Annotated in this window: 12 protein-coding genes; 8 read left to right on the top strand and 4 right to left on the bottom strand. The window is 39.3% G+C overall.

The features are described 5' to 3' along the window. The first annotated feature begins 824 nt into the window (after nucleotides 1-824). The 5 genes from Q0791_RS21790 (at nucleotide 825) to Q0791_RS21770 (ending at nucleotide 6177) form a co-directional block, all read left to right on the top strand. Nucleotides 825-1136 carry a hypothetical protein gene (locus tag Q0791_RS21790; protein ID WP_299011182.1) on the top strand — a complete coding sequence of 104 codons (312 nt, stop codon included), beginning with the start codon at nucleotides 825-827 and terminating at the stop codon, nucleotides 1134-1136. 556 nt (nucleotides 1137-1692) lie between these two features. After that, a complete protein-coding gene (locus Q0791_RS21785; RefSeq protein ID WP_299011180.1) occupies nucleotides 1693-2022 on the top strand; it encodes a hypothetical protein in 330 nt (109 codons plus the stop codon). Between the two features lie 163 nt (nucleotides 2023-2185). Next, entirely contained in the window at nucleotides 2186-3580 is a 1395-nt protein-coding gene (locus Q0791_RS21780; RefSeq protein WP_299011178.1) for a primase-helicase family protein, read from the top strand. A gap of 1107 nt (nucleotides 3581-4687) precedes the next feature. After that, on the top strand, nucleotides 4688-5746 hold the full coding sequence (locus tag Q0791_RS21775; protein WP_299011176.1) for a hypothetical protein: 1059 nt from the start codon (nucleotides 4688-4690) through the stop codon (nucleotides 5744-5746). Continuing rightward, on the top strand, nucleotides 5743-6177 hold the full coding sequence (locus Q0791_RS21770) for a hypothetical protein (protein ID WP_299011175.1): 435 nt from the start codon (nucleotides 5743-5745) through the stop codon (nucleotides 6175-6177). The genes Q0791_RS21775 and Q0791_RS21770 overlap by 4 nt, the downstream gene beginning before the upstream one ends. 727 nt (nucleotides 6178-6904) lie before the next feature. Here the strand turns inward: Q0791_RS21770 and Q0791_RS21765 are convergent. After that, nucleotides 6905-7270: an HNH endonuclease gene (locus Q0791_RS21765; protein ID WP_299011173.1), complete on the bottom strand. Its 366-nt coding sequence runs from the start codon at nucleotides 7268-7270 to the stop codon at nucleotides 6905-6907. 483 nt (nucleotides 7271-7753) lie between these two features. Continuing rightward, the gene (locus Q0791_RS21760; RefSeq protein ID WP_299011170.1) at nucleotides 7754-9208 is read right to left on the bottom strand and encodes a protelomerase family protein; all 1455 of its coding nucleotides are present in this window, start codon (nucleotides 9206-9208) and stop codon (nucleotides 7754-7756) included. An 875-nt stretch (nucleotides 9209-10083) separates the two neighbouring features. On the opposite strand from Q0791_RS21760, the gene Q0791_RS21755 reads away from it, so the two are divergent. Next, entirely contained in the window at nucleotides 10084-10494 is a 411-nt protein-coding gene (locus Q0791_RS21755) for a Mor transcription activator family protein (protein WP_299011169.1), read from the top strand. Between the two features lie 560 nt (nucleotides 10495-11054). Then, a complete protein-coding gene (locus Q0791_RS21750; protein ID WP_299011167.1) occupies nucleotides 11055-12461 on the top strand; it encodes a primase-helicase family protein in 1407 nt (468 codons plus the stop codon). A gap of 769 nt (nucleotides 12462-13230) precedes the next feature. Here the strand turns inward: Q0791_RS21750 and Q0791_RS21745 are convergent. Beyond that, on the bottom strand, nucleotides 13231-13485 hold the full coding sequence (locus Q0791_RS21745) for a hypothetical protein (protein ID WP_299011165.1): 255 nt from the start codon (nucleotides 13483-13485) through the stop codon (nucleotides 13231-13233). Nucleotides 13486-13549: 64 nt separating this feature from the next. After that, nucleotides 13550-14623 (bottom strand): transposase, encoded by a 1074-nt coding sequence (locus Q0791_RS21740; protein WP_299011163.1) that lies wholly within the window; start codon nucleotides 14621-14623, stop codon nucleotides 13550-13552. A 41-nt stretch (nucleotides 14624-14664) separates the two neighbouring features. Between Q0791_RS21740 and tnpA the strand changes: the two genes are divergently transcribed. Continuing rightward, nucleotides 14665-15063, top strand: a complete 399-nt coding sequence (tnpA, locus tag Q0791_RS21735; protein ID WP_299011161.1) for an IS200/IS605 family transposase — start codon at nucleotides 14665-14667, stop codon at nucleotides 15061-15063. Nucleotides 15064-15231 lie beyond the last annotated feature (168 nt).

Here is a 15231-nt window from a genome sequence, read left to right as displayed (position 1 = left end):
CTTATTTCTTGCATGGTTCGAAAAGCAAATATTTCTGCTCCTTCATAATCAATTTTATTTCGCTTCTCTTTTAAAACTTTCTCTTTAGCGTTCATTTCGTAGCATCCTTATCTTTATTTAATGAGACCTTTTAACTTCTACGTTTTAATGTAGCACACGAAATGAGACCAATCAAGTTACGTCTATAATTATTTCAAATGAGACCAAACAGGTTGTATTTTTAAACCCTTCAAATGAGACCATACAAGTTACGTTTTAAAAATGAGACCTTCAGACCATACTATAATTATAGTATGGTCTAAAGGTCTCATGTTTTAGTGGTAACTTGATAGGTCTCATTTTATTTTAGGCCACGTGTAACTAGATTAGTCTCATTTTATTTCATTGCAAGTTACAACTTGATTGGTCTCAATTGAAAGTTTCAAGCCCGACATTTTTAAATAAACACAAGACATAAAAACACATCCGAAAACAAACAAAAATTAATAACGGTTTCCAATAGATAACAAGTAGGTAAATGGAGGTGAAATCAACAGATAGTCAATGGTAATAACATTCGTAAAAAAAGGTCTCATTTGAAATCAATATTTAGACACTTAACCTACAACTAAAAATCATATCCGTATGAATATAAAGGATATATATACAATAAAGAAAGGAAACAAGCTTGTTTAGCAAAGCACATTGCAAAAAAAGGACACGAATAGGTGTTGATATTTAAAGCGGAAGATGATCTACTTGAGTGGTCGCTGGTGGACGGGTTGCCGCCCGAATCACCAGCTAATCAAGCCTCACTGACCTATCAAAATAAGGACATGACATAAATGAATGATAACCGACCTACAGAGCAAGAATCCAACAAAAACGCGCAACCAACCATTTTCGACCTTGAAAGCAAAATATATGAGCATTCAAGCAAAGTAGATGAGGCGCTTACATTCACTCGAATAGTGAAAGAACACTTTGAGGCGGGTCACGATATCAACACTGAGGAATCATTGCACTGCATCAATATATTTGAACGAAACATCAAAGAGCTGTCATCTCATTGTGAGGAGTTATCAAACTTTGCATTTGAGCTACGCCCCAAAAAATCGGGGAGCTTAACGAAAATGAGACCCATTGACGCCCATTGACGCCCTATTTTTTTTGACCGTTGTTCTAATAACATTAACTAGCTGATATTCAGACAATAATAGGGTTTTTAGTCAATTTTTTTAGAATATAATACGTTAACTTTACCCTATTACACCCTATTTTTTACTGTAAATGTAATTACAAATTGTGTTACCTTCTCAATGCGAAAGTTACGTAATGGGAACATTTCCCATATTGGCTTTCATTATAAAAAACAAATAGATTTTAGCGCCATGCAAAAATCTAGTTCAGCGTTCTAGCTCCCCGCCAGAACGGGACACATAGAGGACAGCGGAAGGGTAAACCGCGCCAGATATGGCAGAGATTATTAATGGTCGTTCCACCACGAAAATCGAATCGTTCTCGAAAGATACCCGCTACTAAAGCGGGTTTTTTTTGCCCCAAAATTATCCACAGCCATAAATTACCTTCTTTCTTTCAGTGAAAAAAAAACTATGTTATCTTACAGATTCGCTTAAAAAGCAGGCTCGCAAAGAGCTATTTAGAAACCATCATTACCCGATGCTTTCGAACTTAAATTAAAGGGACATTCAATTGAACAAATCTAAGCATGGCGCTATAGATCTATCTATAGCAAGCGAGCAAAAGCCCACGTTTCAAGCGATGGGCTATTGCAAAACAAAATACTACTTTTACTCAAAAGCTACTAACCAAGTCATAGCTTTGAAGCTAAGCCAAATTAAAGCCCCTTGGCTCTTTTCATTGGCTAACCTGAGCTGGTGGCAGCAAGCCTACCCTACGCAAGATAAACGATGCCCTGATCGTGTACGTTGGTCTGAGGCAGCCTCCGACATCATCCAAAAATGCCATGAAATAGGCGAGTTCAAAGGCATAAGACCTGCACCAGCAAAAAGGTTGGCTTAAGTAATGAAAAATTGCGGTATAGCCTTGAAAAGTATTAACAAGGTAAACGATAATATTAAGGCGGATAGCTTGGGACTAATTACCCCAAGCGAAAGGCGTCAATGTCGAGACGCTTTCCGCGCACCTCATCGACAAAATTATCAACGACAAGGTAATAAAATACATGGAAGATAACAAAACAAATCTATCTATAGATCCCTCTATAGAACAGCAAAACGCAGATAAAAACAACGTAATCCCCATCAATAGCGAATCCCAAGTAATAAACGACTTCAATAAGGTCTACACAACGCTTGTACACGGCGGGAAAAACTACGTTCTCAGACACAACACTGACGCTTTCGGCCATAACTATCTTGAGTTCTTCAACCAAAAAGAATTTATAGACGCTCATAGAGACTCAGAAAAGCTTGAAATTCAAATAACAAAAGAAAACGGGGACAGAGCTACAAAACTTGTAAACCCTGCTAAATATTGGCTTGAGAGTCCAGAAAGCCACTCGTCTAAATACGGTCTAACATTCCACCCAGTAGAAACCAAGTTTTATAACGGCAAACTTAATACCTACATGGGGCGCGGTTGCCAGCCTTTAGAGTCCAGCAAGTCCGACGTAGAAACCTACCTAAGACACGTTTATAAAATAATCTGTAACGGTGATAAAAATTCATATGAATACGTCATTCAATGGTTAGCTCATCTAATCCAGAAGCCAGAAGAAAAACCAGAAGTAGCAATAGTGCTAAAAGCTGGGCAAGGCACTGGTAAGGGGACGTTCGTTGACCCCATCGGTAAAATCATTGGCTCTCACTATCTCCATGCGCAAAGCCCTGAGCAAGTGATCGGCAAGTTCAATGCTCAACTTGAGAACAAACTTTTAGTCTTTGCTGACGAATTTTTTGCAGGCTCGAAAGGCTCTACAGACCGCTTGAAAACAATGATTACAGAGCGGCTAAACACCATCGAGCGCAAAGGCCAAGACCGTATAAGTGTCCCCTGTTTCGCTAGAATCATCATGGCAACAAACCACGAAAACGTAATCAAGATTGAAAGAGATGAGCGCAGGTACTTGTATCTGGAAGTCTCAGAAGAAAAAAAGCAAGACAGAAAATATTTTAATGCTCTGCATAAAACCATCAAAGATCCTGACTTTCCAAGCAAGCTTTATTACTACCTCAAAAACCTTGATATAAGCGAGTTTGAGCCAAGAAACGTACCTAAGACTGACGCTTTAACTCAGCAAAAAATTGATAACTTAGAGCCTTTAGATAAATGGCTGTACACAATTTTGCTTGAAGGCGGATTCTCTGTAAACGTACCTTGGCCTAAACGTTTGCCCAATACAGATATAGAAGAAAATGCCGAAGCATGGTTAAAAGCTCATGATCTGAAAGTCTGGGGGGACATACCTAGAAAAGTAGGTCGCCTCATGACGAAGTTAGGAGCACCAAGAAACAGAGTAAGAAAAGGAGAAGATAGAGAATATTATCGAGAACTCCCATCGCTCGATGATATGAGATCTAATTTTGCTCAATATATGAATGCCGAGTTCGAATGGTAATGAAAAAATACTTAGAAGCCGCTTTAGTTTAAGCGGCTTTTTTTTGTTCAAATTACCATTTTTTTCTGTTTGTCCCTGTTATAACGGGGACAAATCAAAAAACGGGGTCAAGCTACAGCCCTTTGTTTATGCGGGTTGTCCCCGTTGTCCCTGTTGTCCTCGATATTTTTGGCAATTCTTTTTATAAAAAGGTAATTGTGATCAATATCACATTTATTTTTTTCGTGCGTATTGAAAAATGTATGGGGACAATGGGGACAACGGGGACAGGTATTGATTTATAAGGTAAAAATAAAATTGATAACGGGGACAAAACAGGGACAAAACAGGGACACTACTTTTAAATATATAATAATAAATATAATAAATATAAATAAATTAATAACTTAACTAAAAAAACTAAAGCTAAAAGCAAAATCAAAAGAAACCTTCGGACACTGCAAAATGGTTTTGCCTACGGCCAGCTAGAGGGCTGAGAAAATTCAAGAGGGCTAAAAAAGCGGTCTGGCAGAGAGGGGATCGCCTCTGCGGTACCCAAGCCGCATGGGTGACGCACTGACATAGCACTTAGCTAGCTGTGTCTCGACAAGAGCTACGCCCTACGGGCTGCGCGGCGGACGGGGACGCCGCCTTGCGTTTCGTTTCGCTCCGCTCCCAGCTTCCGCTACGCTCCAAAGCGCTCTAAAAGCTTCTAAGAGGTGTTTATTGATTAATGTGGTTTTTTGCGTGGTCGGTGAGAAAGTGGCTTAAATCGCCGTTTTAGTGGGTAGGTTTTGATTTTTTCGCAAAAGCGGAAGTCACTTTGATGAATATTGGTGATTTTAAGGGGGGGATTTCCGCTTTTTTTTGGCCTTAAAACTGCTTCAATCCCAGTAAAACCAAGGAAAAAGCAAAAAAGCGGAACCGGAAGTCCTAAAAATGAAAAATTTTCACAGCGAGAGAGGTTCTGCGGGTATACAAACCCGTAGGATCTCAAGTCCCGTCAAAGTACCTTTTTTATTTTTATTATGGGATATAGCCCTAGGTTTTTATTCATAAAACTTGAATTAGCAATGAGTTATGTGTATTTCTGTTTTCTTTTTTTTCGCATTTAAACAAGGGACTGTAATGGGCTGTAAATGTTATTTCTGTAATCCAACGCAAAGGGCTAAACCTGAGCCTAACCCACCGTGCCAGTTAAGCCCTAAAGAGAAGGTACTTAGGCAGCAAAAACAGCGAATAATGGAACATATGGAGTATTTGGAGAGAGAGAGAGAAAGAGAAAGACAAAGACGTGAGGCAGAAAGGCCAGCCAGAGAAGCTAGAGAAAAGGCTGCACAAGAATATCGACGGCAACAGCAAGATAAATTACCTCTAACTTTACCAGCGGCTAGCTCTGCGGTGGTGGGTACTCAAAGTCAGGCAGGGGTTAAGATGAATCCCAATAATATGCACTGGCCAGCGGAGAATTTTACCACGCGAGAGCGTTATGAGATTGAATGGGATTTTTCTAATCAAGAGACGGTTTCACTGGCTTTATTGACGCTGGAAGAGGCTGAGGAATACCTTGAAAATCTTCAGCAAAAGAGTGCTTATGACAATATGTCTGAAGGTAAAAATTATACAGGGTTAGCGATGGGTATTAAGTCGGCTTATTCACTGGGTAAGACACTTAATTCTTATGGTGCTACGGCCAGAGCTGTAGTGATTAATGGGGTTGAGCATATTGTCATCGAAAATTATAAGCCTAAGTATTTAGATTTAGGGACACGCTGGCAAAGAAGTACCCCGCAAATGCTTAAAATGGGACTTGCTTTAAACACTTTAAAAGGAAATGCTCAGTTTTTTAAAGCCAATATTATCGTTGAAATAGCATTTAGCGGCGCAGTGAATGCTGCTGATTATATGATGAATGACGAGGCTACATTAAGGGAAGTAGTTAAACGTTTTTCTGCTGATGTTATTAAAGGGGTTGTTTCTGGTGTGGGTGCTCAGGCTTTTGTTGTTGGAGCTAATGCTGGAGCTGTAGCTTTTGGGGTATCAGTCCCTATTGCTGGGCAAATTTTATTATTTGCTATTTCGTGTTACTTGATTGGTCTTAAAGTTTCTGAGTTAGATAATCAATATAAATTTACCGATGACATGATCGAAAAAATAGAAGGATTGATAGAAGGGTTGAATGAATGAAAAAAAGAATATTTTCTGAAAGAGTAAAGTTGTTTTTTTACTTTTTCATGATTTCTGTTTTTTTCTATTTTACGGTTACTACATGTATTGATAACATTTTGTTTTATAAACAACTTGGTCATGATGAAGTTATTCACTTATATGGATTAATGAATAATATCTCGAGCTGGATACTATCAGGTTTTTTATTTGTTCTTTTAATAGCTGGAGTTTTCAAGATTTTTTCAGGTAGAACTATTCCCTTACCAATGGGAATTTTTATGTTGATATTCTCTATTTTGGGTGGTCTTACAGGGATTGTCTTGGATTCTATGATTAGAGATAAAGTTTTTAAAGAAGGCTACCAAGAGTGCCAAAATGAGGCGTATTTTTCACGTAATGCGTCATATAAAGTCTTTGTTTTATCCCAAGCAGACTGCAAAGATAAATAGGCTAATTTCGGCAGTATAAGCCCTGATATTGTGGTTTCAAATTCCTTGAAAGCAGCATGTAGCCTGAACTTTTCCACCCTAGTGGTAAAAGACCTGCTGCCGACGCCTAGTGGGGTGGAAAAACTGTTTTAGACCGCGAGTCTTGTAGCCGTGGTTTATTGTTGAAATGCTCAGGTTCCCAGCCCTTTTTTTACGCCTTCACTTCCGCTTGTGCACAATTAAATTGCGTGTAGTTCCGTTTCGAAAATATAAGCAAAAAAAGTGCGCAATAAAAATAAAGAATCGAGTCTATATACGGCTTAGCGAGCTGCGCAGTGCGCAATTTTATTACTGAATAATGCGCTAAAGCGGAAACGGAAATCGGTATTTTTTTTCGCAAAAGTTAGAGAGTCAGAACGCTTCCAAGCCCCCGTTTATGATCCAGTCTTTAGAAGTACCTTTTTGCTATCCAGGCTTTTAGTTGCTAGCAGAATGTTGATTTTGTTAAGTCTTTGGGCGGGTAAAAGTTCTTATTAATTGCAAAAAAAAATTGTCTTACCCATACGGTGCTGGATTAGTAGAGCTGTAGAGATTCCCCCCTCCCCCCGTGTATCCCTTTGTAAATGCGGCTTTCAAATTTTCACAGCCTCTAAAGGTGAACATATTTACGGTCAAACTTTTTTGTTTTTGACCTCAAAACTTTTCACTTTTAGGGCTGTTTTTTGCACTTTTTTAGCTCTAATTTAACTCAAACTGGGGTCTTTCTTTGAGTTTTGAGTCTTTCTTGTGCTGTTTTTGCTTTGTGACATGGCCTACAAAGAGCTTCTAAGTTACTAGGATTATCCGTCCCGCCATGAGCCTTTGCTACTATGTGATCGACGTCGGTAGCTGTAGTTGCTATTCCGTTTCGCCTACAGTGTTGGCATAGGTGCTTATCTCTTTGGAGTATGACAGCTCTGAGCTTTTGCCATTCTTTTCCATAACCTCTTTGGGCTTTACTTCTGCCAGCGTGATAATTTTCCCAGCTTGTGCCCTTGTGTTTATCACAGTAACGATTAGTAGTTGCTGTACCGCATCCAGCGGCTGCACAGGGTTTTTTAGTTCTTGGTGGCATTGCTATTCGTCCTTTAAATGCTTAGATGTTGAGTAGGAAAAGAAGGGACTAGTTTTACAATGCGTCCATGGTCGCAAAGGCTAAAAAGTCCTTTCTTTTTGTAAAAATCCCTTCTTTTTTTCTTTGCTTTTTCTTTTAAAATCAGCCTACTCCCTTCTCAAATCTGAAAATAGAGAAGGGAAGAAGGGAAGAAGGGACTAACTTTTTGGGGCTGAAATGTCGCAAAACTGGCGAGTGTGGCACCCGTGGAGTCCTTTCTTCTCAGAAGAACCTAGTTTCGCTTAATCCCGTCTATTCCCACTTAATGTTGGGATCATGTTAACCGTTTCCCTTGTTTGAAGATAATAGGGTTTTAAAAGTGAGTTCACTGATAGATAGGCAGGGTAAAAACCAGTGTTCATGCCGTTTTCAACGGTGCTGAGTTAGGGTTATGCTGGGGATCTTTTTAGGGGATCATTTGATAAATGATCCCCTAATCGAGGTCTAAAAAGCTTGCTGCAGGCCAGCGTCCTTAATCAGCCTCACAAATTCCGCAATAATGCCCTTATTACCGCCTAGGCTGGCTTTAATCCATGAGCTGGTTATCTTGGCTGCGGGTTCGGCTTTGACTTGCTCTAGCACCCATTCAGCGTACTTAGTGAATGCTCGACGGTCTTGTATTGCTTCGGTTTCAAAAAGACTGGCTAACTCTGAAAGCCGGTCACGTCGTTCTTGGCTTTGTTCTTTGGCTTCGGCCTTGGTCTTTTTCACTTCTCTGTGATTGAGCTTTTCAATATTGACCATCTGAAACTGCTTATAGTTTTGCTGGGTAGCTGAGTCGGTATGCCCTAGCTTTTGTTTGAAAAATAAATCATCGGCCATAGGTAAGCGTCCAGCTTTCTTTTCGGAGGCTGAAAACTCGGCGTAAGTAATGCGAGCATAGATAGCGCGGCCATCTTTTAGCACCCACTCTTTACCGTCCATTCTGTTTTTTACAAATTCGTTCAATTGTTGCTGAATGCTTGAGTTTATGCCTTTGTGGCGCTTATCGTAGTTGATTTCATCTTTGTACTTTCCGATTAGCTTAGCTATGCGAGGATGCTGCCTGAGCGTGGCAAGTGCTTTGCTAAAGGTGGCATAGTCCACCAGCAGAGGGATTTTAAAAGTCTTGTCCTCTTTGGTCTTAACGCGGGAAGTAAAGAGCGCCTCATGACTGTTTTTCGTTTTCTTAAACTCGCCGTCTAGATAGCATACAATTTCAGCAGAGCGACGACCGCTAGCGAGGACTAAACCGAACGTTAGCGCCATCCAATTGTGTTCAGCGGTTAATAGCTCTGCCATTAGCTCGTAAGTCTTGTGATAGTCCACAGGGCGTTGTGTGGTGTGATATTTTTCAATCCTTACCTCAGCATTTTTATTGAGATCTTCTTTTTGTGTCGCCGTTCTGACTAAGGTCTCAAATACCACTGGTTCATAACTTGTTTTTTTAAGTTTTTTTATTACGTCTTTTAACTGAGTGACTTTTTTAGCGTCTTGGGTTCTTGAAAGTCTATTGCTCAATTTATCTATGACATTAGACTTCATTTTTTTAGCTTCATTGTGCTTAATATCCACCAGCGACAACAGTTCTTTTTTAGCTATTGGATACTCTTTGCTAAGTGATAAAATTTTGTCATTAAAGTCATGTCTAATAAATCCATGATGCCTGATAGCTGTCCTAAGCTTTGTCACTTCTCTATTAAAATATGTTAGAGAGGCTTTGTTATCTTCATTACGGCTAGAGCGACCTGCTAGCTTGACTATAAGGCTTTTTCCTAGCCTTCTTTCTTTCTGAGCTTTTACGCTATTTGCATCACCATTAAGCCTTATTTCTTGCATGGTTCGAAAAGCAAATATTTCTGCTCCTTCATAATCAATTTTATTTCGCTTCTCTTTTAAAACTTTCTCTTTAGCGTTCATTTCGTAGCGTCCTTTTCTTTATTAAATGAGACCTTTTAACTTCTATATTTAAAAGTATCATACAAAGTGAGACCAATCAAGTTACACTCATAATTATTTTGAATGAGACCAAACAGGTTGTATTTTTACACCTCCAGAATGAGACCATACAGGTTACGATTTTAAAATGAGACTTTTTTCAAATACTATAATTATAGTATTTGAAAAAAGTCTCATTTATTCATTGTAACTAGATAGGTCTCATTGCCGCTTGATGAGATAGTAACTTGTTAGGTCTCATTTTAGGATAATTGAAAATATAACTTGATTGGTCTCATTCGAAATTTTTAGGGTAAGCATAATTAAATGAATAACAGATATAAAGATATAACTAAAAACTAACAATAATTAATAATTATTTTCGATAGATGATATATAGGTAAATAGAGGTGCAACTAATATATATTCAATGACAATAACACTAGTAAAAAAAGGTCTCATTTAAAATGATCCTTTATGCATAAGCATTTTGCTTAAAATAAATATACGCATGAATATAAAAGGAAAATTGAAAAAAGAAAAAGGAAATGTGCTTGTTTAGCAAAGCACATTATAAAAAAGGACACAAATAGGAGTTGAAGTATAGAGCAATAAGTGATCTACTTAAGGGCGCTGGTGGACGGGTTGCACCCCGAATCACCAGCTAGCCACACCTTAAACAACACATCATTCAAACGCTAAGGACTAAGGATATGACCTTGAAAAATGATACATCAATACCGCTATTAATCTCTATTCATTTATTGACGGCAGTCACTTTCCCGAAAGATTTCCTCCCCTAAGCATTTTAAGGAAAAAGCACTATTGACTAAGGCATAGGATAAAAAGGACTAGGAATGACTAAAAAAGTAAAGGGCTGTGATTTATTCCCTCTGGATAGTGACTATCCCGAGACTGTACAAACAATTATCGGTATGTTCAAAGACAGATTGAAAGCCGAGGGGGTCATAAACGAAAATCTGGCAGATAAGTTAACTCTAGAGTTATCAATAGTACTTGGGGGGCGCGACGTATACATACCAAAGCTTAGCCGTTTGAAAACATTCATTCGTAATATAAGTATTTTTGACAAATTCAATGGTGATAACACTAAAAAACTCGCTGATGAATATGATATGACTCCTAATCGCATCTATCAGATAGTAAAAGAACAACAAGCAATACGAAAAAAAGTTAGAGAAAATAAAAGGCTAGAGGCACGGCAAAAAGAGGCCAGGCAGTTACTTAATTCAGCCTTCCCCCCTTAAATAAATCGAAACAACATTAAAATGACTGCTTAGGCGGTCTTTTTTTTTACTGAAAATCACTCAGAATATTATGCGTGTTCACTGTAGTTTATTACACACCTTCACTGAAAATATTCTGTGTGTTAGTAATTATTACGCAATGCGTATTTAAAACAGAAAATAGATCGACTAACATACACTTACAGGGAAACGTTTCAGGATTATTTTAACAAGTTCGCTTGTTGCTTTATTCTGGTACAATTTCTTGTAAACAATTGACTTTAACGCCCGTCAAAGTCTAGCTTTGAAGATAATCCAGCCTATCAACAAAGCAGCAAAGCATTACAAGTCTTGGGCGCGGAGGGCAGAACCGCGCTAGATAGATTAGGCAAAGTTTAAGTATGTGGTTTCCTTTTCCCCACATATAAGACTAATACCCAAGCACCATTAATAAGACCCGCCTTTGGCGGGTTTTTATTTGCTTAAATTTCAATAGGTGTTAGTATTTTCAATGTTCGCAACGAACACAAACTGACCTCTCTCTGCCGAGGGTTCAAACTAACGAAAAGGAAATAAAATAAATGGAAAATCCGCATAACGCGGTAGATAGTATTGATCTATCTACAGAACAGCAAAACGACCAAAATACAATCCAAAACAACGTAATCCCCATCAATAGCGAATCCCAAGTAATAAACGACTTCAACAAGGTCTACACAACGCTAGTCCACGGCGGTAAGAACTACGTACTCAGGCATAATACTGACGCTTTCGGACATAACTATCTTGAGTTCTTCAATCAAAAAGAATTTATCGACGCTCATAGGGACTCTGAAAAGCTTGAAATTCAAATAACAAAAGAAAGCGGCGAAAGAGTAACAAAGCTCGTAAACCCCGCGAAATATTGGCTTGAAAGCCCTGAAAGCCATTCATCTAAATACGGCCTGACATTTCACCCAGTAGAAACCAAGTTTTATAACGGCAAACTCAATACGTACATGGGACGCGGCTGTGAGCCGATGGAATGCGAAAAGTCAGACGTCGAAATATATCTAAGACACGTTTATAAAATCATCTGTAACGGTGATAAAAACTCGTATGAATACGTCATACAATGGCTTGCTCATCTAATCCAGAAGCCAGAAGAAAAGCCAGAGGTAGCCATTGTTTTAAAAGCAGGTCAAGGCACTGGCAAGGGGACGTTCGTTGACCCCATAGGTAAAATCATTGGCTCTCACTATCTCCACGCGCAAAGCCCTGAGCAAGTGATCGGCAAGTTCAATGCTCAACTTGAGAACAAACTTTTAGTCTTTGCTGACGAATTTTTTGCAGGCTCGAAAGGCTCTACAGACCGCTTGAAAACAATGATTACAGAGCGGCTAAACACCATCGAGCGCAAAGGCCAAGACCGTATAAGTGTCCCCTGTTTCGCTAGAATCATCATGGCAACAAACCACGAAAACGTAATCAAGATTGAAAGAGATGAGCGCAGGTACTTGTATCTGGAAGTCTCAGAAGAAAAAAAGCAAGACAGAAAATATTTTAATGCTCTGCATAAAGCCATCAAAGATCCTGACTTTCCAAGCAAGCTTTATTACTACCTGAAAAACCTTGATATAAGCGAGTTTGAGCCAAGAAACGTGCCAAAAACTGACGCTTTGACTCAGCAAAAAATTGATAACTTAGAGCCTTTAGATAAATGGCTGTACACAATTTTGCTTGAAGGCGGATTTTCTATAAACGTGCCTTGGCCTAAACGTTTGCCCAATACAGATATAGAGCAACACGCCGAGGCATGGCTAAAAGCTCATGATCTTAAAGTCTGGGGTGATATACCTAGAAAAGTCGGTAATTTAATGACCAAACTAGGAGCACCAAGAAAAAGAGGAAGAGATGGGCAAAACCTAATTTATTATCGTGAATTACCTTCACTTGATGATATTAGAGATAACTTTTCTCAATATATAAATGCCGACTTTGAATGGTAATACCGAAAAAAAGAAAAAACCGCTATTAAAAAGCGGTTTTTTTATACGTTTTTTTTATTTGTTCCTGTTATAACGGGAACAAATAAAAAAACAGGAACACTTTAAATAACTGATAATAAAGGGTTGTTCCCGTTGTTCTCATTGTTCCCGTCATTTTTAATGATTCTTTTTATAAAAGGCTAATTGTGATCAGTTTCACATTTTATTTTTTTATAGAGAAAGCTTTTTAATGGGAACAACGGGAACAACGAGAACAGTTATTGATTTATAAGGATAAATTTAAATTGTATAACGGGAACAAAACAGGAACAGAACAGGAACATTACTTAAATAAATATAAGAATAAATATAATAATAAATATAATAAATATAAATAAATTAATAACTTAACTAAAAAACAATTCAAAAACTAAAAAGCTTAAAAGCCCTTCGGATACTGCAAGATGGCTTTGCCTACGGCCATCTGACGGGCTGAGAAACGGCAAGGAGCTATAAAAGCGGTCTGGCAGGAAGGGGATCGCCTCTGCGGTACCCAAGCCGCATGGGTGACGCACTGGTATTGAAAATAGCTAGCTGTGTCTCAACAAGAGCTTTCGCCCTGACGGGCTGCGCGGTTCGCTGGCTCACCTTTGCGTATCGCTCCGCTCCCAGCTTCCGCTACGCTCCAAAGCGCTCTAGAAGCCTGTGAGAGGTGTTTGTGATTTTAGGTTTTCGGATGTGATGAAATTGATTTAAAGCCGCTGTGATTGTTTTTAGCGGCTTGGTGGGCTTAATTGGCTGGTAATTCGAGTATGACTATGGAATCAAGGCCGCTGGTAGTAATCGCCCCGACTTCCTGCAATTCTTCGATGATAGTGTTCATCTGGTCGTTTGATACGGGTATTCCCATTTCGCGTAAGTAATCGAGCATTACAGCGCTGTTTAAACGCCGTTTAACGCTGCATTGAAGCGCGTTTAAAATCGTGTCCTTAGCGCTTTTTTTGATTGTTTTAATCAAGATGGGGTGTAAATCTCTGTATTCCATTTCTAATCTCGCTTAATCTCGCCTAATCTCGCTTATTCCCGCTTGACATCCTCCCTCCACTAAATCAGACAAGCTGATTATAGTGGGGGATTCCTACAGCTAGACGGTCATGCCCGACCGCAAGAATGTTCTTGGCCGCGTTAATATCGCGGTCATGAGTGACACCACACTCACAAGTCCATTCTCTTATTCCAAGACCTGCTCTACCTTTCGGACTGTTTTGGCGTGAGCCGCAACACGAACAAGTCTGGGTGGTGTACGCTTCGTTGACTTCTTCAAAAACTATGCCTGCGTGATCGCATTTATATTCCAACATTGTTTTCAACATTCCCCACCCAGCATCTAATGCTGATTTAGCCATTTTTGTTTTGACCATGGCTTGGGAATTGACGTTACCAACGAAAATAGCCGCATTTTCATTAACTAATTTGCGGCTGTATTTGTGTAAGTCGTCAGACCGACGATGTTTGATTTTTGCATGGATAGCTTTAACTCGCTGCTTTTTGTTCGCACGCTGAGCCAAGCCTAATTGTTGCTCCAGCTTACGGTATTGGCGACCTTTAACACCTTGACCGTTGCTGTCTGTGGCGGCTTCTTTGCAGCCTAAATCAATACCAACTGAGGCTGTGCCTTTGCTTTGCTCTGCCTCGACTTCAACCACAACATTGAAGTACCAACGCCCTCGGGCATCTTCATTGAATGAACCTGATTTGAATGTGTATTGCGATAAGCCGTAGCTATCCCACACTTTAAAATACTGACGATTATGGTACACACAGCCATTTTTGAAGCTGATGCAATCTTTTCTAACGGGGATCCATCCTAATGAGCGTTTAGCTCCACCTGATTTGCGCCAATTCAGTTTTGCTTTTTTGAATTGTTTTCTTCTGGTGACGTACTCATGCCCAATCATTTGAACGGTAGCAGAATTAAGCCCAAGTTCTTTAGCAGCGCCCTTTGTATAATCCTGCAAATCATATCCAGAAAGCCATTTTTGTCGCTCTCTAATACTTCTGTGGCTGAGCTCATTACAATAATTCCATACCTGATTGACAGAAAAAGCCCAAGCGTTAAGCACGCTGACATGCTTATCACGGATACGGACTTTTAGTGTTTTGGTATGGATATTCTTTTTCATGGCTGATAATCTACTACAAAAAACAAATTGGTGTCAATTGAATGAAATCACATTATCACTGCGTTTTTGATATGAAATACCACTTAGTGTTAGTCACTAAGTATAGGCGGAAATGCTTTACTAACGAGATCCTAAATCGGCTAGAAATTATCTGCGTAGAGTTATGTCAAAAATGGGAAGTTCAAGTGTTAGAGTTTGGTGGTGAAGCTGATCACATCCATCTGCTTTTAGATATGAACCCAACTGTGCAACCCTCAAAACTTATAAACAGCCTAAAAACTGTGACCAGTAGGTATATTAGAAAAGAATTTGCCACGCACCTAAAGCAATATTATTGGAAGCCTGTTTTATGGAGTAGAGCTTACTGTTTACTGACTGCTGGAGGTGCGCCCATTGAGAAATTAAGGGAGTATATCGAAAACCAAGATAGACCAACTTGACGTTGGTCACGCTATCCATCTCCAACCAAATCAAAGATTATGGTTGGAGAATTTCGCTTACTAGCTGTTAAAATGCTTTTTGCAGTCCAGTGTCCTTAATCAGCCTCACAAACTCCGCAATAATGCCCTTATTACCGCCTAGGCTGGCTTTAATCCATGAGCTGGTTA

The organism is uncultured Shewanella sp., assembly GCF_947495455.1.
In the GTDB taxonomy this organism is placed as follows: Bacteria; Pseudomonadota; Gammaproteobacteria; order Enterobacterales; family Shewanellaceae; genus Shewanella.
Note: the sequence above shows the minus strand (reverse complement) of the source record. Positions and strands in the feature narration are given on the sequence as shown.